Raw genomic sequence first — 20,538 nt, 5'->3', positions numbered from 1 at the left:
AAATAACACGCTGTATGATATTATGAATTATGAAAAAAAATAACACGGTGAAAAATGATAACTTTTAAAAGCATCCGTCAGGGACAGCAGCAGAAATTTTTTAAGGATACCACCGTCCTTGCGGCTGTCTGGACTTTTAACCCGGACGGCAGTGTTTTAAAAGAAGGCGAAACAATATCGGGTGAAACCGCATGCGTAAAAATAGACCAGTCCGGCATAAAGACGGCGGCTAAAATAACCTATGAAAATAATTCCATAAAAGACGGAACTGTTACCTGGTATTATGACAACGGCAAACCGGCCGAACAGGAAACCTATCAGGACGGCGAAATTACCTGGCCTTATCAAAGCTGGTTCGCGGACGGCAGCCTAAAAAATGAACGCGCCATAAACGAACTTACAGGCGAAGCCGTTAACCGCACTTATTATGAAGGCGGTATCCTTAAACTTAACGAAACCTACAGGGACGGAATTAAACACGGAAGCTTTATAACTTTTTATGAGAACGGAAATAAAAAGTTAGACGGGTCTTACAAATACGGAAAAGAAGAAGGTGTGTTTAAACTGTTCTACCCTTCCGGCGCCGTCAAGCTTGAAGGCATTTATATTCAGGGCAAAGAAAACGGGGTTCACAAACTTTATTATGAAAATGGAAATATAATGGTAAAAGAGGCTTATGCTGCCGGGGTTAAAAACGGGCCTGTGCAGAAATATTACGAAAACGGCATGCCAAAAATGACAGGTGAATATGTAAACGGAAAAGAAAACGGAAACTTTACTTTATATTATGAAAACGGCGGTATTAAACTGCAGGGTATATATAAAGAAGGGCTTGAAGAAGGGCCCTATAAACTTTTTTATGAAACCGGAGAACTTAAAGTTGAAGGCGAATACCTAAACGGGCAGGAACACGGATTTTATAAACTGTACTATAAATCAGGAAAACTTAAAGTGGCCGGCGCGTATAATAACGGCAAGCAGCAGGGGCTTTATAAAATGTACTACCCTTCCGGTCAGGTTCAGGTGGAACAGTATTTTGAAGAAGGCATACCCGCGGGCAATTATACAAGTTATTTTGAAAACGGAAAAGTGAAACTTGAAGGGCGCTATGAAAACGGCGAACTTACGGACACAAAAAAATATAACGATGAAGGCCTGCCGGTTTAATAAAATTTTTATACCCTCTCATCTGAAAAAACCTTAAAAATAAACAGCCGCCCTGCCTGCTTTTCTTAAAAAAGATTTATCAGTTTTTACCGCAGCTTTATAGATTTAATGTTTCAACGACTATATTTCACCTTAAACATGTATTAAACGGGAGGTTAAAAAACAATCTTATATGCTATAATTTCACGCATGGACAAATTCAAACTTGAAAACTATGATTATGAACTTCCGCAGGAATTAATCGCGCAGGTTCCAAGCCCGGAAAGGGACAAATCGCGCCTTCTTGTAACAGATAAAAAAACCGGCGTGATTGAACACAGGCTGTTTGAAAACATTACGGAATATTTAAAGCCCGGCGACTGCCTTGTTTTAAACGATACCCGCGTTATACCCGCGCGCATTTACGGCAGGACAAAATCAGGCGCCGCCATAGAACTGCTTTTGCTTTCATTTAAAGAAAATTACTGGGAAGCCATAATGGGAAATTCACGCAGGGTAAAAGAAGGCGATACGGTTTTGCTTGACGGAAATATTTCAGCTTTAATCAAAAAAAAATTCGGCAAAACAGTTGCAGTTTATTTTTCCGCAGGCAGGGAAGAAATATTAAAAGCATTTGAAAAACACGGAAAAATTCCTCTTCCGCCTTATATTAAAGAAGATGACAGCGCTTTTCACAGGGAAAGGTATCAGACCGTATATGCCAGAAAAGACGGCGCTACAGCCGCGCCAACAGCAGGATTACATTTTACCCCCGCCCTGTTGAACAGGATAAAAACATCCGGAGTGTATGTTGAATATATAACCCTGCATACCGGGCTTGGAACTTTCGCGCCGGTAACAGAACCTGATATAAGGGAACATAAAATACATAATGAAGAATATGAAATTTCACCTGAAACGTCGGCAGCCATAAATACCGCGAAAGAATCAGGCGGCAGAATTATAGCCGTAGGCACCACTTCTTTAAGAGCTCTTGAAAGCGCGTACAGCCAAAATAAAATAAAAAGCGGCAAAAGCAATACTTCCATATATATATACCCCGGTTATCAGTTTAAGGCCGTAGACTGCCTTATAACCAATTTTCACCTTCCAAAAACAACGCTTCTTGCTCTTGTTTACGCGTTTGCCGGAGAAAAAAACGCTAAAAAGGCCTATAAATCGGCCATTGAAAATAAATACAGGTTTTTTTCATACGGCGATGCCATGTTTATTAAGTAATAAAACCCTTATTTACTGTTGACACTTCCATAAAAAGCATATATTATAAAGGAAAATATACCTTATGAGGTAAAAATGGGCGTAAAAAAAGGCAATTTATTTGCAGTACTTTCCTTATTAATAATATCCTTTATTTTTACTATGCCTGTTTCTGCCCTTATAGAAGAAGATGCCAAGCCCGTTTTTAAAAAAGCCCTCTATTTTGTTATGCAGGACAGCAAGGGTAAATACCAGATTGGTATTATGAATGAAGACGGTTCAAAAAAAGAAATACTTACATCCTCCGGAAATAACTGGTCTCCCTGCGTTGACCCCACAGGAAACAAAATAGCAATGTTTTCCGACCGCAGCGGCTCTGTAAATTTATATATAATGAATACTGACGGTACCAGGCAGGAAGCCCTTACAAAATATACTTCAAACAAAGTAATCCCCGACCTTTACAACAGAGGGCTTATACAGTGGGACAAAGAAGGCAAAAATATTTATTACTTAATGCATGGAAATATCTGGTCAGTTGATAAAATCGGCATTTCGCAGTCCGCATTGACACAGCACCACGATGTCACTTCTTTTAAACTGTCTCCAAATTACGCAAAATTTGTTTTCTTCAGGGAAAAAACAAAAAATAACAGCGGAATTTTTGTGATGAACGCAGACCTTACAAACGAAATACAACTGGCTAAAAGTGAAATAATATTTCCTTCATTTGACTGGTCCGGCGACGATTCAATTATTTATTCCGACAATGCCGGAATAAAAACAATAAACGCATCGGGGCTTGGTATAAAAACACTGTTTTCCACAAATTATCTTAAAAATGAAGTTTCATTCAACAGGGCAAAACTTGAAGCCAAACAACAGGTTTTTTCCTACATTAAAAATACAGAAAAAAACATACCGGTTATTTATATTAATAAAACAGAGGCAAAACAGCAGAAAGACCCCAAAGCAGACCTTAAAGTAACAGACAAGCCCGGCTGCTGCGCTGTTTTTTCAAAAGACGGTAAATTTATTTTTTATGTTGAAAACAACGATATATACAGCCTTGAATATGAAACCGGCAAAAAGAAAAAACTTACTTCTTTCTTTAATGCGTTTTTTCCGGCACCTTCAGAAATAGCCGATACCACACCGGCGAAAGGCAGTTTTAAATGAAAAATAAAATTTTCATAATCTTCATTCTCTTGCTGTGCGTAATTATTCCTTTCAGCGGCTGTAAGAAAAAAAAGACAGAGATTAAAGCCGTACCCACGCCTGTACCTACAGCGGTGCCGGCGCTTGATAAAATAATATATACATCAAACGGTTCGCTTTACTGGATTGACCGCGACGGAAATTCAAAACAGGAACTTTTTCCTGACGGAAAAAGCAAATGGTTTCCAAGTGTTTCTCCGGACGGCTGGACAATCGCGTATTGGGTGCATCAAAACGGGTACTTTAACCTTTGGACCGGTAATTTAAAAAATAACAGGGCAACGCAGATTACTTTTGACCGGGATTCCCTTGAAGGCGACACCACAAATTTAAAAATGAGCAATCCCGGCGGCTGGACAGCCGATTCGTCAGAAATAATTTATTCGCGCCGCAAAAATATCTGGAAGATAAACAGGGACGGGTATAACCCCGTGGCGCTGACAGATACGCACGATTGCGTTTCCCCCTCGCTGTCAAAAGACAACAAACTTATTTACATAAAAATAGAAAATGAAAATACTTCCAATATATATTCAAGGGAAAAAGATTTTATAAACGAAACACGCCTTACAAACTATACCAATAAAAAGGCCGCTTCACCTTCTTTTTCGCCGGACGGCAAAAAAATTGTCTTTACGCTTTTTGAAGGCGAAACATCAAACATTGCCGTACATGATATCGCTTCCGGAAAAACAGAAAATATCACCCTTGACGGAAAAAGCCATTCCCCGGTGTATTCTTATGACGGCAAAGATATTGTTTTTGTAAATTTCATAAATAATAAATATATTCCTGAAATATGGATAATGAGGCCCGATGGCACCAACAGGATGAAAATTTCTGATGAAAGCGGCGGCGTCTCGCCTTATTGGCTGCACAGAATTCTTGACGCGCCTCTGCCTACATACACGCCGACACCCGCGTCCGCGGATAAAACTTTACCTGCTGTAGTTCCCGGCAATAAAACAGTTTCACAGCCTGTTGCCGTTAAAACATTACAAACCACAGCGGCACCAATAAAAGCCACTGTAAAAAAAGGTGGCAAAGTTTCCGCCAATATAGTACAACCAACACCTACACCGGTTTCTTCGTCACCTGAAACCGTTGCAACCCCAATCCGCGCTGTCCCTAATAAATCTACAGGAGCCGGCTGGTAAATCAGCTCTTGCCGAGGTAGTTTCGAGGCTTAGAGATGATTTATACCCGAGCCATTATCATCAGTTTATGGCGAGTGGTATCACGCTCTTGCCGAGGTAGTTTCGAGGCTTAGAGATGATTTATACCCGAGCCATTATCATCAGTTTATGGCGAGTGGTATCTCTCCCTTGCCGAGATAGTTTCGAGGTTTATACCCAACCGCTGTTAAGCTGAAAGACAGATGCACAGAGGGTCTGAGGGTCGGAAGTAAAAACAAACATCAAATCAACTGCCGCGCATAATATCGAGCAATTTTATTATAGGCTCGATATTAAAAGGCGCGCCTGCCACTATATACAACAAACCCCGGTAAACCAAGAGACGGATGCATGGAAGATATAAGGGTCAGAAGTAAATAAAAAATTAAATACCCCGCCTGCCAGGCTAAAAACACCATAAAAAAACTAATCTGTTTTCACACTCTTGTTGTATAATACTTTCGGTATAAATTAACGTTATCAGGAGGCAATCATGGGCAGCGTAAAAGAGGTTGAAATAATAAAAGCCGCTACGGACAATTCAGAAGGTGAAGGCACTTTTACATTTTCTGACAGATACTCTGTTTTTGACTGGGGGGAAATGCCGGACCATATAGACCATAAAGGCGCCGCGCTTTGCACTCTTTCTTCATACTTTTTTAACCTATTGGCAAAAAAAGGAATTAAGTCCCACTTTCTTGGGCTTGCAGAGGGAAATAAAGTAATTACCTATGAAAATGCCTTTAAACCATTTAATAAAATGAAAGTTCAGGTCCTGCGCGTAATTCGCCCCGCTTATAATAAGGAAAAGAACACATATAATTACGCGCAGTATGAAAATGTTTCAGGCAATTACCTTATTCCGCTTGAAGTTATATACAGAAACAGCCTTCCGGAAGGTTCTTCCGTATTCAAAAGGATTAAAAATGGAGATGTTACTTTTCAGGCGCTTGGACTTGAAAAAATGCCTGTTCCCGGCGATGATTTACAGACACCCATACTTGACGTTTCCACAAAACTTGAACATACTGACCGCTACATTGACTGGACAGAAGCCGGTGTAATTTCCGGCCTTCGCTCAGACGGCATAAAAAAAGTTAAAAGCCTTATTCTTGAAATTAACTCTCTTATTACAGAAAGGTGTGCTGCCGCAGGCATTAAAAACGTTGACGGCAAATTTGAATTCGGCATGAACAGCAGCGGCGAATTAATTGTGGTTGATGTGCTTGGAACTCCGGATGAATGCAGGTTTACCATAGACGGTTTTCACATAAGCAAAGAAATAACACGCAGGCATTACCGCGGCACGCAGTGGGCGGAAGAAGTGGAAAAAGCCAAAAAAGAACGCGGCAATGACTGGAAAACTTTTGTAAAAACCGCGCCGCCTCCGCTTCCGTCACAGATGAAAAACCTTATTTCGCAGATGTATCAGGCTGTCACCAATGAAATATCAGGCACCAAGTTTTTTGACGTACCCGCGCTTTCAAAAATAATACCGGAGCTTAAAAAATATGACAAGTAACGCCCCAAAAAACGCGCAGTCATACAGATTAAGAATTCTTGAAAAAATAAAACCGTATTTTTCCGGCGATTCGCTGCTGGACGCCGGATGCGGCGACGGCGAAGACGCTGTTTTAATGGCGCCGTTTTTTAAAAAAACAGAAGCCATAGACCTGGAAGAATCAGTTAACTGGAAAAAGTTTGACGGGTCAGGTATTGAATTTAAAACCGGCAACTGCGAAAAGTTAAACTATCCGGTCGGTTCATTTGACACTGTTGTGGAAAAAGACATGCTGCATCACGCGGCCGATCCTGTAAACGCGGTAAAAGAAATGTGCAGGGTTTCAAGAAAAACCGTAATTATTCTGGAAGCCAACAGGTACAACCCCATTTTTTACCTTCACCTTACTTTAATGGGCGGGCACCAGCATTTTTCACAGAAACGTTTTGAAGAAACTATTAAACCCTGCAGCCTGCCTTATGAAATAAAACATTTTTCAGCCAGGGTAAGCCCGATAAATATGCCGTTTTTTATAAATCTGGTAAACAGCGCGTCTGACCTGCTTGAAAAGATTCCGTTTTACGGCCCCATCATAGAATACAACATGGCGGTTATCACAAAAAAATGAACTTTAAAGCGCGCGTAAAAAAAGTTTTATCATCCTTAAAAAATAATGAATGCTTTTACGCGGCCTGCGCTTCAGACATCTTTTATCTCTCCGGCTTTTCAGGCACTTTCGCAAAAATAATAATCACCCGTGATAAATCTTTTTTCATAACAGACAGCCGCTATAAGGGAATTACGGATAACCTGAAGCTGGCTTCTTTTTATGAAGTAATAATAACAAATAAATTTAAGGACACTCTTAAAAAAATACTTGCAGGCAAAACAAAAACTTATATTTCAGTACATACGCCCCTGTCAGATTATATTAACCTTAAAAAAACAACAAAGAACCCTCAGATTTCTTCCTTAATATCATCCATGCGGCTTATTAAAGATGGTGATGAAATACAGGCAATAAAACATTCTATTGAAATAAACGAAAACGCCATAATGGCTGTTATTAAAACACTTAAAACCGGTATAACAGAAAAAGACCTGTCCGCTGAATTTGAATACAGGGCAAAAAAACTTGGCGCTTCTTCGGTCAGTTTTAATACAATTGTTGCGTTTGATGAAAATGCCGCAATCCCGCACGCTATGCCTTCTGACAGAAAACTTCAAAAAGGGTCGCTTATCCTGCTTGACTGCGGGGTGAAGTGCAACGGCTACTGTTCAGACTTGACAAGGGTAATCAGCTTCGGTATAATAGGAACTCGCTTCAGGGAAATACAGCGCAGTTATGATATTGTAAGAAAAGCCAAAAAAACAGCTTTAAAAATGGTAAAAAACGGAAATAAAGCGGTTTTAGCGGACAGGGAAGCCAGGCGTGTGCTTTTTGAACACAAGCTTGATAAATTTTTCACCCACTCCCTTGGCCACGGCCTTGGGATAGACATACACGAAGAACCATATGTGAATTCCACCGCCGATACAGTATTAAAGCAGGGAATGGTAATAACCTGCGAACCGGGTATATACCTGGAAGGCAATTACGGAATAAGAATTGAAGATGATTATCTTGTAACAAAAGACGGGTCCGTTAAGCTTGGCTCAATGGATGATAAACTTATTTTACTTTAGGAGGATTTTTTAATGGTAAGCGCAAATGATTTCAGGCAGGGAGTTACATTTAAAATGGACGGAATTGTATATGAAGTCGTTTCATTTCAGCACGTTCAAAGGCCAAGGTTAGCCCCTCTTGTAAGGGCAAAAATAAAAAACTTGAAAGCCGGCGGAGTGGTTGAAAGAACTTTCTCTCCTGATGATAAATTTGAAGATGTACAGCTTGAACAGAGAAACCTTCAGTTTTCATACATTGACGGCGATGTTTATCACTTTATGGATACGGAATCATTTGAACAGTATGAATTTCCAAAGGAACAGATCGGCGAGCAGATAAAATTCCTTAAGGAAGAAATGATAATCAACATGCTTATGTTTGAAGGCGTTGTTCTTGGGGTAAAGATACCGTTTAAAGTGGATTTAAGGGTTGTGGAAGCACCCCCGGGAATCAAGGGAGATTCAGGCGGTTCAGTTACAAAACCTGTCACTTTGGAAACCGGCGCTATTGTCAATGTGCCTCTTTTTATTAAAGAAGGGGAAATGATAAAAGTTGATACAAGGACAGGCGAATACATAGAGAGATCAAAATAAGAAAAAAGAGGTGCTTAAAACATGGCAAAAAAGCCCGCGGTCAGCAAAGCAAAAATAGACGCCGAATCACTTACACTTGCCTTAACCATTATGGAAAAAGGGGACCTTGTTGAATTTATTTATGAACAGGGCGACTTAAAAATCCAGTTCAGAAGGCAGGGAGCTTTTGCTCCTGCTAATATTTCCTATTCTTCAGCGCCTGCCGGTGTTTCTATGCCGGCTATGCAGCATGCACCGGCTGCTGTTTCGGTTTCCGCGCCGGCTGCTGTTCCTGCCGCAGCCGCAGAAAATCCAAATGCGCACGCTGTAAAATCACCGATGGTAGGAACCTTCTACAGGTCGCCGTCGCCGGATTCTCCGCCTTTTATTAATGTGGGCGACACTGTTGAACCGGGAAAAACACTGTGTATAATTGAAGCCATGAAAATAATGAACGAAATAAAGTGTGAAGTTAAAGGAAAAGTAAAAGAAATTCTTGCTGAAAACGCTCAGCCTGTTGAATATAACCAGCCTTTAATAATTATTGAAAAATCCTGATTGAAAGGGGCCCTTACTTGTTTAAAAGAATACTAATCGCGAACAGGGGAGAAATTGCTTTAAGAATAATCAGGGCATGCAGGGAAATGGGAATTGAAACCGTGGCGGTTTATTCCGAAGCCGATGAAAATTCGCTTCACGTCCGATACGCGGATCACGCCATCTGCATAGGGCCAAACACGCCAAAATCAAGCTATCTTAACATTCAGGCAATTTTATCCGCCGCGGAAATTACTGACGCGGAAGCAATTCATCCCGGATACGGCTTTCTGGCGGAAAACGCGCATTTCGCGGAACTTTGCGCCAACTGCAACATTAAATTTATAGGCCCTTCGCCCGAAGCCATGCGCCTTATGGGCGCAAAAGCCAAAGCCATAGAAACAGCCACAAACGCGAAAGTTCCTACCACTCCCGGAAGCGGAAGAATTCTTCGCGATGAAGATGACGCGGCGGAAGTTGCAAAAAAAATAGGCTATCCCATAATGCTTAAAGCATCAGCCGGCGGCGGCGGGCGCGGAATGAGAGTGGCTCACACCGAACTGACGCTCCGCAGCGCGTATAAAACCGCAAGCCAGGAAGCACAGACCTCCTTTAATGACGCGTCCATCTATCTTGAAAAATTCGTGGAAGAACCGCGCCACATAGAAGTACAGGTGCTTGGCGACCCCAAACATAATAATTATTTCACACTGGGAGAACGCGACTGTTCTGTTCAGCGCAGGCACCAGAAACTTATTGAAGAATCACCTTCACCTTTCATATCAGATAAAATAAGGCGCGAAATGTGCGCCACAGCCCAGAAACTTATAAGGGCAATTAAATATGAAGGCGCCGGCACAATAGAATTTCTTATGGATAAAAATAAAAATTTTTATTTTATGGAAATGAACACAAGAATACAGGTTGAACACACGGTAACAGAAGAAGTCACCGGTTTTGACCTTATTAAAGAACAGATTAAAATTGCCGCGGGCGAACGCTGCTCCCTTCCTGCCAACAAAGATATTGCCTTAAGGGGGCATTCAATTGAATGCAGGATAAATGCCGAAGACCCTGATAATAATTTTATGCCGTCACCCGGAAAAATAACAGAATACAACGTACCCGGCGGCGCGGGCATAAGGGTTGACACGCATGTCTATCAGGGATATACAATTCCGCCTTATTACGATTCAATGGTGGCAAAAATTATCGCGCACGGTTCTGACAGAAAAGAAGCCATTTGCAGGATGAAAAGGGCGCTTGATGAGTTTGTAATTGAAGGAATAAAAACCACAATTCCGCTTCATAAAATTATACTTGAAAATGAAAATTTTATATCAAATAATTATTCAACTTCCTTCATTGAACAGATGGGAAAGTAACGGGGTGAAATAATGGAACAGAAAACTTTTTCCGGCAATATCAGAATTTCCGATGAAGCAATAGCGGCAATTGTTGCTATCGCGGCAAACAGCGTTGACGGCGTTATTGATATGGACAGCGGTACCGTCGGCGGAATCGCGGAAATTCTTGGGATAAAATACCTTAACAAAGGGGTAAAAGTTGACCTTAAAGGCGATACTGTTTCCGTTGACGTAAATATTATTATCGCTTTCGGCAGGGATATAATTGAAACAAGCGCCGAAGCGCAGGAAAAAATAAGGGAATCAATTGAACAGATGTCGGGGCTTATAGTTGACAAGATAAACCTTACAGTAACCGGAGTAAGGCCGGCTTCCGAAAAAAAGAAAATCTGAACGGAGGAAAAAAATGAGATACTTTAACCGCATTATTATTGCACTTAATACGCTGCTTTTTATAGCGGTGGGAATATTTTTTGTGTCTGTAAGCATTAATGCCGGCATGAATAAAATTGTAGTTGATAATATGAACACCGTTCTTACCAATTTAAACACGCAGTTTGCCGCAAGGCTTGTGGTTTTTATAACAGGCGCAATTTTACTGTTAATAGCCCTTATGACCATTATAGGAAACATACAGAATAAAATTAATGAAAGGACCGTTGTGCTGCAGTCTCCGCTTGGCGACATAATGGTATCGCTTTCCGCTATTGAAGATTTTTCAAAAATCATCAAGAATCAGGTTGCGGGCATAAAAGAAATACGCGGCAGGGTAACTTCCAAGAGAAAGGGTTTAAACGTCACGGCCTGGGCTACGCTTTATTCAGACCGTTCCGTGGCTGACGCCACTCAGGAAATTCAGGAAGCTATCATACAGTACATTAAATACACCCTTGGAATTGAAACCGAAATTAAACCGCGCATAATTGTTTCAAAAGTTGTTTATAAAACCCCTCAGGAAAGCGGAAAAGGAAAAAAATGACGGAATTTCTGAAATTAATATTACTTAACATAGGCCGTATAACAGGCGTACTTGCCGGTTTTATACTCGCGCTTTTTCTTGTTATCTTCGGAGTATGGAAAACCGTATTTATTCTTCTTCTGACAATTTTTGGTTTTATCCTTGGCAGGTTCTACGATGACGGTTTTGATATCAGAAAAACCTTCCGGGAAATACTTTCCGTCCTCCGGATGGATAAATGGCACAGCTGAAGAAAAGCCTTTACCGCATAATTGACGCCAATCTTAACAGGGCGCTTGAAGGAATAAGGGTATCTGAAGACATCGCCCGCTTTGCCCTGTCGGATAAAAAATCCACTTTATTGTTAAAACAGATCCGCCATGCCGCGGCTTCTGCCGCCAAAATTATAGAACCTGATTATTGTGCAATTGTTTCTTCGCGTGACAGCGAAAAAGACGCGGGCAGGTCTTTAAACCCAAAAAGTGAATTTAAAAAATCCGGCCTTAAAGAAATACTGATATCAAATTTAAAACGCGCTCAGGAATCCTTAAGGGTGCTTGAAGAAACAGCAAAACTTATTGATATTAAAGCGGCTGCCTCTTTTAAAGAAGCGCGTTATAATATGTATACAGCCGAAAAAAATATTCTTAAAAAAAGGAACCTAAAATGACACAGCTTGAATACGCAAAAAAAGGGATTATCACGGAAGAAATACGCCGTGTCGCGGCCGATGAAAAAGTAACTGTTGAATTTTTGATAGCAAAAATGGCAGCCGGCGAAATTGTTATTACCAAAAATAAAAACCACTCTAAGGTTAAAGCCACGGGTATAGGCAGCGGGCTGCGCACCAAAGTAAACGCCAACATAGGAAGCTCGCAGGATGTATGCGATATTAAAAACGAACTTGAAAAACTTGACCTTTGCGTAAAACACGGCGCGGACGCCGTAATGGATTTATCCACCGGCGGCGATATAAGGGAAATAAGAAAAGAAATAGTGGCAGCTTCGGTTGTCCCCATTGGAACAGTGCCTATTTATCAGACAATGGTTGATATAAAACGCGATGGCCGCGGTTTAACAGAAATGACCGCAGATGACCTTTTTAAAACAATAGAAGAACACGGCGAACAGGGCGTTGACTTTATAACAGTACACTGCGGTATCACAAAAAATACAGTGCAGTCGCTTTTATCACAGGGAAGAAAACTTAATATAGTAAGCAGGGGCGGTTCAATGCACGCCGCCTGGATACTGAACAATGAAAAAGAAAACCCGCTTTATGAACAGTATGACCGCCTTCTTGAAATTGCATATAAATACGACATGACGCTTTCGCTTGGCGACGGAATGAGGCCCGGCTGCCTGTCAGACGCCACAGACAGGGCACAGATACACGAACTGTCCGTGCTTGGCGAACTTGCAAAACGCGCTTATGATAAAAACGTACAGGTAATGATTGAAGGCCCCGGCCATATGCCTTTAAACCAGATAGTTACAAACATGCAGATACAAAAAAAACTTTGCAACAACGCGCCTTTTTATGTCCTGGGACCTTTGGTTACCGATATCGCCCCGGGTTATGATCATATCACCGCGGCAATAGGCGGCGCATTGGCGGCAGCTAACGGAGCCGATTTTCTTTGCTACGTAACCGCGGCTGAACATTTAAAACTTCCCGGCGCCGAAGAAGTTAAAGAAGGCGTAATAGTTTCCAGAATTGCCGCGCACGCGGCTGATATAGCTAAAGGTGTTCCCGGCGCGATTGAATGGGACAACAAAATGGCAGAAGCCAGAAAAAATCTTGACTGGGAAGCGCAGATTAACCTGTCTATTGACCCGGAGCGCGCGAAAAAAATGCGCGAATCTTCCAGGCCTTCCGCGGAAGATGTATGCACAATGTGCGGCGAACTTTGCGCCATTAAAGAAATGAACACAGCGCTTCTTAATAAGACAATTGAAGATAAAAAGAAAAAATAAAGTATAATTACCTTGTACTGTCTTAACAACCCGGTCAAAACATACACACTTGAAGGAGACAGCAATGCAGGTAAAAGGAAGGACTTTAAAACAGACCCTTGAATATTTAAAAGAAAAATTCGGGGAACAGAAACTTTTATCTTTCCTGGACAAATATCAGGAATTTGAAACCATTAATTCATGTTCCGACATTGACTGGTACCCCATAGAAACTTTAATTTCAGTTCTTGAAAAATCAGATTCTTATTTTGGTTATTGCGACCTTTCATTACTTGAAGAAATGGGCTTTTACGCGTCAAAAAAAGCTTTTGAAAGCTCACACAAACTTTTTACCGGAATGAAACCTGCCACGCTTTTTACAAATGCCCCTATGATATTTTCCACATATTATTCAAACGGCAGCGCCCGGGCGGAATTCATAAAAGATAACAGGGTAAAACTTACTTTAAACGATTTTCCATGCTCTCCGCACCTTTCAAGAAGGATACTGGGATGGTCAAAAGGGGTAATTGCCCTTACAGGCGGCAAAAACATAAAAGGCAGTGAACTTCCCTGCAAAAACGGCCTTTCTTTTATATTTGAATGGAATAATTAACAACTTTAAACATTATCCCATAACCATTTATCCCATATCCCATAAATGAGACCGAATGTTTAGATGCTTTGAAGAATAAAGCCTTGGTAGACGCGGGTCTTTAGCCCGCGGCAGTTGTTTTAGCAATTAAGTGTTTAAATCTAAAAATTCCCGCCTTAAAATCCACAATCTATCATCTCCGCCAGAGTGATGAGAGATACCCATAGCGCCAGCTTTAATTCACCATATATTCCGCTTCTGCTTAATGCTTAACTGTTTATTTTTTAAGACTTATAAATCACAGAAATACAAATTCCGGCCGCCACATAGCTTATAAGCCCCTGTGCCAGCCACGAGATTAAAAGCCCCTGTGTAAGCGTTCCTGCCGCTATAAGGGTAATTAACGGCTGGGTAATAAGTAAAAACCAAATCATAAATCCCATAAATATGCCTTTTATCATCCCTTTACCCGGAAGCCCGCCGTTTATTACAGAATAAAACCCGGCCATTACCATCCCCATTCCTATATTAAGGAATAGAAGCTTGTAAAACCACTTCATTGATATATTTTCCCTGAAAAGGTAACGTAAAGAAGGGTCTGTAAGCTGATTATTGTATTTATAAGCCAATGCCGCCACTAAAAAAAGAACAAAACCCGCAACTATCCCCGCCAGAACAAGCCTGAATATCTTTTCCATAAATACCTCCCGTGATTTTTGATGATATTAACACAGATAAAAGCATAAAACAAGTGTATTTGCACAATTAATGATATCTTAACGCAATATTTACTTCAAATATAAAATACCGTAATAAACTTACATTTTTTCTTGACAAAAAATCCATATCTGCTATAATTTATTCAATTATAACAGGGCAGGGTTATTAAACGTTCATTAAAGTAAACAGGCAAAACTTAATTTAACTTGATATTTATGCAATAAAGAAGCATAAAATACCCTTTAGGAAGGGGGGTGGATTAAGAGAGTTCAAAAAAACGCTCTTTACCCCATTTTTAAGCAAAGTTAAGCATTTGAACCAAAAAAACAAGGTAATTAAAAAAAACAGGCAGTTCAAAATCCTTTAGGAGGGCAATACGAATGAAGAAATTTATCACAGTAGTAGCTTTACTCGCACTCGTTGCCGGTTCCGCTTTCGCAGGCGTAACCACGGTAACAAAGCTCCAGTCACAGGCAAACTATCCGGGAGTTTTAGTACCGGGCAGCGTATCTGGAGCGCAGACATTCATCACAGACATCTCCCTGATGTCAAACGTAGCACTTTTTGAATACGTTGGTGATGCTTATGGTTTAACAGTTTTAAAAACAGACCTTGGAACATTCGCATTATCAGCAAGCCCGGCACTTGGCGGAAGCGACAACATGATCGGCCTTCAGTATGCAACAGGACTTGAAGGAATGGACGTTGCAGCAGGAATTCTTTATGGCGTAGAAAACAACGGATATGAAGCAGTAGACAATTCAGAAATTGACGGAAACAACGACGTTACATCTTATTATGACCAGTACCTTGGATTAACACTTGGCCTTGCATTAAAGGGCGACCTTGCACTTGACCTTTCATTAAATTTTGGCATGGGAAGCGGACAGGATCTTGAAAAAGACCTTAACGCGGACAAGAGCCTTAACGAAACAAGAACAAACGTATACTCCGATATGAATATCGGCGCAGCAGCAAGGGCCGGACTTGGCGACGGACTTTCAGCAGTTCTTGGAGTGAATTTCGAAATGAATTCATCTTCAGATAAGACAAAAGTAGAAGCAACAAACATTGAAGACGAAAATATCTATGAAGATTCTTACCTTACACTTGCAGCTTTAGTTGGAAAAGACATAAAGGCAACCGAATCACTTACAGTAAAGATGGCTTCAGGTGTTATTGTTGAACTTGATACAGTTGGAATGCACACATACAAAACAACCGGAGTAACAACAACATATGCTTTAGGCGATACAGACACAGATATGTATGTTTCAATTCCTTTAAACTTTGCTGTTGAAGGAAAACTTAATGAAACATGGACAATAAATTCCGGCGTTAGCGCAGAAATCGCTGCATCACGTGCTTCTTCAGTTAAATTCCTTGAAGATGCTGATTCTAAATCATTAACTGAAGACCGCAAAGACGGATACTTTAACATTGATCCGAACGTTGGCTATGCAATCGGCGTAACAGGAAAAATCGGCGACCTTCAGCTTGATCTGAACATTAACCCGTACTTCCTCTTAAGCGGACCTGAATTCATTTCAGGAAATACAGGAATGAACCTTAATTCCGACATAGCAGTTGTTTACAGCTGGAAGTAATTTAGGCAATAATATAATTTACAAAACGCCCGGGTTAACAGCCCGGGCGTTTTTTTTAAACAAAATTTTCGGGGGACATATTAATGAAAAAAATATTAATAACAGTTTCAATTCTTATAATAGCTTCTGCGTTTCCTTTATTTGCAGCAGCGGCTAAAACCGTAAAAGCAGAAGTACCTGCTGAAGTTGAAATTACAACCCTTGTGGAAGAAGCTTCACAGGCTGATTATCCGGGCGTACTTGTAAAAGGAAGCGTAACCGGCACAGACATATTTGTGCAGGATTTATCGCTTCTTGGAAACTCCGCCATATTTGAATACTTATATGATTACAGATATAATCCCGAAATGGATAATACTGAAAATTACATAAGCGGCCAGGCTGTATTTAATACAACTTATGGAACATTCGGAATATCAGTAAAACCTTCCGTATTATACGGAATGGAAGGCGCTAATTTCTATATAGTTGCTCCCATGATGTATTATGATTATATGCTTTATCATGTATTTGGCCTTTCATATGCCAACAAAATAGGCGATATTCCTTTTGGTATTTCCGCCCAGTATGCGACTGAAAAAAATAATTACAAAAATTTAAATTATTCAGACTCTGATGCCAATTTTAATGATATGCCCATGATAATAGATTATTCAAATGCCGATATACAGGACTATTCCGTACAGTATATGGCTTTAAAAGCGGGTGCGTCGCTTAAGATTGGGCTTCCTGTTGATGTATCAGTCAGCTTAACGCAGTACAATCATCTGGATTCCTGCGAAGACTGGTATAACGCTTATACTTATAACGGCTGGAGCAAAAGGGATTCTTCCAAAACAAACCTTAACCTGTCATTAAGGACAGATTTAGGCGAAGGCTTCTTTGTAATAGCGCTTCTGGACTGGACAAAATCCAACTTTACAGCACATGTTAAATATCCCAACAATAATGACGACTACAGAATAGTTTTTGACAACAGCAAACTGGCATTACAGGCTTTAACAGGAAAAACATTTGAATTAAGCAAATCATTTAAAGTATTAGTTTCATCCGGACTTGTAATGTCCGGTGAAAGCGCTCCTTTAATGTATATGGAATTCTTTACAAATAGCGGTCCAGGACTTGGCAAGTTCTATATAAGCAACGACTATGAAAATTCTTCAGTTTTTGAAATTCCTTTCCACCTTGCGGTTGAAGGAAAGCTTAACGAAACATGGTCGGTAAATTCAGGCGTAAACTTTACGCTTGTTGGTTTAAACGGCACAAAATACGATTTCCAGTCTGCAATGTTCAGCCCGGAACCTAAAATTACCCACTTAGCCACGGAATATGACAATGTAATTTCACCTGAATTGTCTTACAGCATCGGTTTAAGCGGAGTGATAGGCGATTTAAAGCTTGATATGTTCCTTAATCCCTATATCCTGATTTCCGGCCCTAATTTTATAAGCGGTCAGAATTCCGGTAATCTTAATTCAGGAGTGGCAGTAAGCTATCTCTGGAAATAAAACTTCTTTAACTTTTCAAAACCCGGGGTTAACAGCCCCGGGTTTTTTTATTTATTAATGGACATAGGTTATATTTTGTTTTATAGTATATGGACAAACTTAATAAAAGGGGAAACAGAATGAAAAAAATAGTAATGGCTTTTATATTAACAATTGCATTAATACCTTTTGCGGCAGCCGAAGGGACAGATTATTCATCGGTAGCAGCCACTGCCACGGCAATAACAGCTGCACTTCAGAATATGTCTGCAACGCCTGTTATTACTCCCGGTACCACAGCATCCCCCGCGGCAACACCGGCACCTTCACCCGCTGCGACAGCTGTTCCCACAAAAACAAGGACCATGTTTGATGATTTAGGAGATTTTCTTGGTATAAAAAAAGACCCTGCGCAGGCTCAGGCAGAAGCAGCGGCAGAAGCGGCAAGGGAGGCGGAAATAGCCGCCAAAAACAGGGAAAATGAAATTCCGCTGCCCGGCAAGCTTCTTATTGCCGCAGATATATTCGGCGCGGCAACAACGGCTTTTTCATGGCTGGGATATTCCAATTATATTTCTGATTATAATAGTATTTATGATGAAATTAACAACACTACTATGGATAATTATAACTTACTAAAAAATATGGAAAAACAAGCCAATGAAAAATTAACCACTGCAATTATTGTTACATCTATAACTTCCGCCTGTTTAATTTATACGGCTCTTGACGCTGCATGGCTTCACCTTGCCTTTCCTGTAAAGGTTCAGGCTGCCTATTACGATAACAATCCGGGCGTATTGCTGACATATAATTACTAGACCTCTCTTAAATAGCGCTTGACATTTTAACCGCATCTTCCTATAATACGCTGTCCTGTAGAACTTTGATTATTTATGTATATTTGTATTCCATAATGTGGTATTATTGCTTTGTTGATAAGTTTTGTGGAAAATCTTAATAACTTATTAAATGTCTTATTTATATGGCATTAATATTGTGGATAACTATACTTCAACTTGTGGATAAGTTGTGTAAAAACAAGGGGTATTTAAGCTTGAAAAACAAAGAATTTAACTGGGAAGTTATTATTAATTCCATTAAAGAAGAAAATAGCGGCCTTAACTTATGGCTTGAAAAGGCTACTGTGTCTTTTAACACAGAAAAAGACTGTGTTGTAATCACCATACCTGACTCTCTTCATCAAAAAACCCTTGCCAAGTATAAAAACGAGCTTATGGAATCAATTGAAAAGGGTTTTAGGCAGGTATCTGACCTTAAATTGGAAGTTATTAAAACTGAAGAACCCAAAAAAGACCAGTCATCCAAAATTGTCATTAAAGAACAGCAGATATTGCTTCCGCTTGACCCTCAGCACCCTTTTATACCTTCATTAAACTCGCGTTTCCGATTTGATAACTTCATAGTAGGCCAAAGCAACAGGTTCGCGCACGCTGCCTGTAAAGCAGTGGCAGAGGCACCGGGACAGGCATACAACCCTTTGTTCATCTATGGGGGCGTAGGGCTTGGAAAAACACACCTTTTACACGCTATCGGAACATACATTTATGAACAGGATCCTTCAAAAAAAATAATGATAATCACAGCGGAAAAATTCCTTTTTGAAGTGACTCAGGGAATCCGCGAAAATAAGATGGATGAATTTAAAAACCGCTACAGAAGCACTGACCTGCTTTTAGTGGATGACATTCAGTTTTTACGCGGCGACGCCACAATTGAAGAATTCTTTCATACTTTTAATGAATTATACAACCACAACAAACAGATTGTGGCCACATCAGATTCCCCGCCCGGCGACTTGAAGCTTGAAGACCGACTTAAATCAAGGTTCTCTTCCGGAATTATTGCGGATATTCTTGCTCCGGACTTTGAAACAAGGGTGGCTATATTAAAACAGAAAGCCATGGAATCCAACAAAGAAGTTCCTGATAATGTTATCGGGTATATAGCGGAACACATTGATAATAATATAAGGGAACTTGAAAGCACGCTTAAAAACCTGCTGATACTGGCGGAAAACCCCGAAGAACTTGATATTGAACTTGCCAAGAAAGCAATTAAAATAAGAAATCCAAAGTTTGACCAGGCAAAAAAAATAGGTATTGATATGATACAACAGATAGTTTCCGATTATTTCGGAATAAAAGTACAGGACCTTTTGTCCAAAAAAAGGTATGAAAACATAGCAAAATCACGCCAGGTGGCAATGTATATCACGCGCAGCCTTACAGATTATTCGCTTGTTCAAATAGGCCAGTATTTTGGAGGCAAAGACCACACAACAGTTATGCACGCAATAAATAAAGTTGATAAACTTGTAAAATCAGACGATAAATTTAAAAACTCAATAAATGAAATAGTAATGAGAGTAAAAAAGTAAATATTAATTTTTTTGTTACCCCGTCATTACACAGAAGCTGAATATTTTTCATCCTTTATTTGCTTGTCAAGCCTCAAAGCCTCAAAGCATCTAACCTTCTGTGTGTTTAAATTTGCTTTCTTTATTATATTATTTATTAATACGGTTTATGTTAACAACTATCATAATAACGTGTTCATTAAAATGTTAATAAAAATAGGGTCATTTTTTTGTGGATAAATACCGGGTTATGTATTAAAATATTATAACAATTAACATTAACAAAACTTATAAAGCTTTTTAAAATATAATATTTTTAAGGTTATTAGTCATATTAACACTACAACAACTACAACAAAGGTTATATATATTTAAATAATTGTTATTGATGAGTTTTTACAATGTTGAAAACTTTTAAAAATATTTTATTCAGGA

General features: G+C 39.9%; 21 protein-coding genes. 20 read left to right on the top strand and 1 reads right to left on the bottom strand.

Annotated elements, in window-relative coordinates:
* The first annotated feature begins 54 nt into the window (after positions 1–54).
* From JXR81_02210 to JXR81_02135, 16 genes are all read left to right on the top strand, one after another.
* Entirely contained in the window at positions 55–1,167 is a 1,113-nt protein-coding gene (locus JXR81_02210) for a hypothetical protein (GenBank protein MBN2753660.1), read from the top strand.
* A gap of 189 nt (positions 1,168–1,356) precedes the next feature.
* Positions 1,357–2,385: a tRNA preQ1(34) S-adenosylmethionine ribosyltransferase-isomerase QueA gene (gene queA, locus JXR81_02205; GenBank protein ID MBN2753659.1), complete on the top strand. Its 1,029-nt coding sequence runs from the start codon at positions 1,357–1,359 to the stop codon at positions 2,383–2,385.
* Positions 2,386–2,460: 75 nt separating this feature from the next.
* Positions 2,461–3,543: a PD40 domain-containing protein gene (locus JXR81_02200; GenBank protein MBN2753658.1), complete on the top strand. Its 1,083-nt coding sequence runs from the start codon at positions 2,461–2,463 to the stop codon at positions 3,541–3,543.
* Positions 3,540–4,739: a PD40 domain-containing protein gene (locus JXR81_02195; protein MBN2753657.1), complete on the top strand. Its 1,200-nt coding sequence runs from the start codon at positions 3,540–3,542 to the stop codon at positions 4,737–4,739. The genes JXR81_02200 and JXR81_02195 overlap by 4 nt, the downstream gene beginning before the upstream one ends.
* A 511-nt stretch (positions 4,740–5,250) precedes the next feature.
* On the top strand, positions 5,251–6,279 hold the full coding sequence (purC, locus tag JXR81_02190; protein MBN2753656.1) for a phosphoribosylaminoimidazolesuccinocarboxamide synthase: 1,029 nt from the start codon (positions 5,251–5,253) through the stop codon (positions 6,277–6,279).
* The gene (locus JXR81_02185) at positions 6,269–6,886 is read left to right on the top strand and encodes a class I SAM-dependent methyltransferase (GenBank protein MBN2753655.1); all 618 of its coding nucleotides are present in this window, start codon (positions 6,269–6,271) and stop codon (positions 6,884–6,886) included. Before purC ends, JXR81_02185 begins: the two co-directional genes overlap by 11 nt.
* Positions 6,883–7,944 carry an aminopeptidase P family protein gene (locus JXR81_02180; protein MBN2753654.1) on the top strand — a complete coding sequence of 354 codons (1,062 nt, stop codon included), beginning with the start codon at positions 6,883–6,885 and terminating at the stop codon, positions 7,942–7,944. The genes JXR81_02185 and JXR81_02180 overlap by 4 nt, the downstream gene beginning before the upstream one ends.
* A gap of 12 nt (positions 7,945–7,956) precedes the next feature.
* Positions 7,957–8,517, top strand: a complete 561-nt coding sequence (efp, locus tag JXR81_02175) for an elongation factor P (GenBank protein ID MBN2753653.1) — start codon at positions 7,957–7,959, stop codon at positions 8,515–8,517.
* Between the two features lie 90 nt (positions 8,518–8,607).
* Positions 8,608–9,054, top strand: coding sequence for an acetyl-CoA carboxylase biotin carboxyl carrier protein (gene accB, locus JXR81_02170; protein ID MBN2753652.1), 447 nt, complete (start codon positions 8,608–8,610; stop codon positions 9,052–9,054).
* Between the two features lie 17 nt (positions 9,055–9,071).
* Complete coding sequence (gene accC / locus JXR81_02165; GenBank protein ID MBN2753651.1) at positions 9,072–10,418, top strand: acetyl-CoA carboxylase biotin carboxylase subunit; 1,347 nt, start codon at positions 9,072–9,074, stop codon at positions 10,416–10,418.
* A gap of 12 nt (positions 10,419–10,430) precedes the next feature.
* On the top strand, positions 10,431–10,793 hold the full coding sequence (locus tag JXR81_02160; protein ID MBN2753650.1) for an Asp23/Gls24 family envelope stress response protein: 363 nt from the start codon (positions 10,431–10,433) through the stop codon (positions 10,791–10,793).
* 13 nt (positions 10,794–10,806) lie between these two features.
* Positions 10,807–11,379: an alkaline shock response membrane anchor protein AmaP gene (amaP, locus tag JXR81_02155; protein ID MBN2753649.1), complete on the top strand. Its 573-nt coding sequence runs from the start codon at positions 10,807–10,809 to the stop codon at positions 11,377–11,379.
* Positions 11,376–11,609 carry a DUF2273 domain-containing protein gene (locus tag JXR81_02150; protein ID MBN2753648.1) on the top strand — a complete coding sequence of 78 codons (234 nt, stop codon included), beginning with the start codon at positions 11,376–11,378 and terminating at the stop codon, positions 11,607–11,609. Before amaP ends, JXR81_02150 begins: the two co-directional genes overlap by 4 nt.
* Positions 11,597–12,028 (top strand): thiamine-phosphate pyrophosphorylase, encoded by a 432-nt coding sequence (locus tag JXR81_02145; GenBank protein MBN2753647.1) that lies wholly within the window; start codon positions 11,597–11,599, stop codon positions 12,026–12,028. Before JXR81_02150 ends, JXR81_02145 begins: the two co-directional genes overlap by 13 nt.
* Positions 12,025–13,335 carry a phosphomethylpyrimidine synthase ThiC gene (gene thiC / locus JXR81_02140; protein MBN2753646.1) on the top strand — a complete coding sequence of 437 codons (1,311 nt, stop codon included), beginning with the start codon at positions 12,025–12,027 and terminating at the stop codon, positions 13,333–13,335. Before JXR81_02145 ends, thiC begins: the two co-directional genes overlap by 4 nt.
* Before the next feature lie 64 nt (positions 13,336–13,399).
* On the top strand, positions 13,400–13,930 hold the full coding sequence (locus tag JXR81_02135) for a hypothetical protein (GenBank protein MBN2753645.1): 531 nt from the start codon (positions 13,400–13,402) through the stop codon (positions 13,928–13,930).
* A gap of 263 nt (positions 13,931–14,193) precedes the next feature.
* On the opposite strand, the gene JXR81_02130 is transcribed toward JXR81_02135, so the two are convergent.
* Positions 14,194–14,607 carry a hypothetical protein gene (locus tag JXR81_02130; GenBank protein ID MBN2753644.1) on the bottom strand — a complete coding sequence of 138 codons (414 nt, stop codon included), beginning with the start codon at positions 14,605–14,607 and terminating at the stop codon, positions 14,194–14,196.
* Between the two features lie 402 nt (positions 14,608–15,009).
* Here JXR81_02130 and JXR81_02125 point away from each other — a divergent pair, with 402 nt between their 5' ends.
* The 4 genes from JXR81_02125 to dnaA all read left to right on the top strand — a co-directional run bounded on the left by JXR81_02125 (position 15,010) and on the right by dnaA (position 20,124).
* On the top strand, positions 15,010–16,236 hold the full coding sequence (locus JXR81_02125; protein ID MBN2753643.1) for a hypothetical protein: 1,227 nt from the start codon (positions 15,010–15,012) through the stop codon (positions 16,234–16,236).
* 83 nt (positions 16,237–16,319) lie between these two features.
* Positions 16,320–17,744: a hypothetical protein gene (locus JXR81_02120; protein ID MBN2753642.1), complete on the top strand. Its 1,425-nt coding sequence runs from the start codon at positions 16,320–16,322 to the stop codon at positions 17,742–17,744.
* Between the two features lie 119 nt (positions 17,745–17,863).
* Complete coding sequence (locus JXR81_02115; protein MBN2753641.1) at positions 17,864–18,544, top strand: hypothetical protein; 681 nt, start codon at positions 17,864–17,866, stop codon at positions 18,542–18,544.
* A 236-nt stretch (positions 18,545–18,780) separates the two neighbouring features.
* Positions 18,781–20,124 (top strand): chromosomal replication initiator protein DnaA, encoded by a 1,344-nt coding sequence (gene dnaA, locus JXR81_02110; GenBank protein ID MBN2753640.1) that lies wholly within the window; start codon positions 18,781–18,783, stop codon positions 20,122–20,124.
* Positions 20,125–20,538 lie beyond the last annotated feature (414 nt).

The organism is Candidatus Goldiibacteriota bacterium, assembly GCA_016937715.1.
Classification (GTDB): Bacteria; Oederibacteriota; PGYV01; order PGYV01; family PGYV01; genus PGYV01.
The sequence above is the reverse complement of the archived record's forward strand: the minus strand, read 5'-3'. Positions and strand labels throughout refer to the sequence as shown.

Excerpts from the sequence above, each read along its gene's own strand:
- JXR81_02210 (MBN2753660.1), top strand. The coding sequence starts at position 55 with ATGATAACTTTTAAAAGCATCCGTCAGGGACAGCAGCAGAAATTTTTT.
- queA (MBN2753659.1), top strand. The coding sequence starts at position 1,357 with ATGGACAAATTCAAACTTGAAAACTATGATTATGAACTTCCGCAGGAA.
- JXR81_02200 (MBN2753658.1), top strand. The coding sequence starts at position 2,461 with ATGGGCGTAAAAAAAGGCAATTTATTTGCAGTACTTTCCTTATTAATA.
- JXR81_02195 (MBN2753657.1), top strand. The coding sequence starts at position 3,540 with ATGAAAAATAAAATTTTCATAATCTTCATTCTCTTGCTGTGCGTAATT.
- purC (MBN2753656.1), top strand. The coding sequence starts at position 5,251 with ATGGGCAGCGTAAAAGAGGTTGAAATAATAAAAGCCGCTACGGACAAT.
- JXR81_02185 (MBN2753655.1), top strand. The coding sequence starts at position 6,269 with ATGACAAGTAACGCCCCAAAAAACGCGCAGTCATACAGATTAAGAATT.
- JXR81_02180 (MBN2753654.1), top strand. The coding sequence starts at position 6,883 with ATGAACTTTAAAGCGCGCGTAAAAAAAGTTTTATCATCCTTAAAAAAT.
- efp (MBN2753653.1), top strand. The coding sequence starts at position 7,957 with ATGGTAAGCGCAAATGATTTCAGGCAGGGAGTTACATTTAAAATGGAC.
- accB (MBN2753652.1), top strand. The coding sequence starts at position 8,608 with ATGGAAAAAGGGGACCTTGTTGAATTTATTTATGAACAGGGCGACTTA.
- JXR81_02160 (MBN2753650.1), top strand. The coding sequence starts at position 10,431 with ATGGAACAGAAAACTTTTTCCGGCAATATCAGAATTTCCGATGAAGCA.
- amaP (MBN2753649.1), top strand. The coding sequence starts at position 10,807 with ATGAGATACTTTAACCGCATTATTATTGCACTTAATACGCTGCTTTTT.
- JXR81_02150 (MBN2753648.1), top strand. The coding sequence starts at position 11,376 with ATGACGGAATTTCTGAAATTAATATTACTTAACATAGGCCGTATAACA.
- JXR81_02145 (MBN2753647.1), top strand. The coding sequence starts at position 11,597 with ATGGCACAGCTGAAGAAAAGCCTTTACCGCATAATTGACGCCAATCTT.
- thiC (MBN2753646.1), top strand. The coding sequence starts at position 12,025 with ATGACACAGCTTGAATACGCAAAAAAAGGGATTATCACGGAAGAAATA.
- JXR81_02135 (MBN2753645.1), top strand. The coding sequence starts at position 13,400 with ATGCAGGTAAAAGGAAGGACTTTAAAACAGACCCTTGAATATTTAAAA.
- JXR81_02130 (MBN2753644.1), bottom strand. The coding sequence starts at position 14,607 with ATGGAAAAGATATTCAGGCTTGTTCTGGCGGGGATAGTTGCGGGTTTT.
- JXR81_02125 (MBN2753643.1), top strand. The coding sequence starts at position 15,010 with ATGAAGAAATTTATCACAGTAGTAGCTTTACTCGCACTCGTTGCCGGT.
- JXR81_02120 (MBN2753642.1), top strand. The coding sequence starts at position 16,320 with ATGAAAAAAATATTAATAACAGTTTCAATTCTTATAATAGCTTCTGCG.
- JXR81_02115 (MBN2753641.1), top strand. The coding sequence starts at position 17,864 with ATGAAAAAAATAGTAATGGCTTTTATATTAACAATTGCATTAATACCT.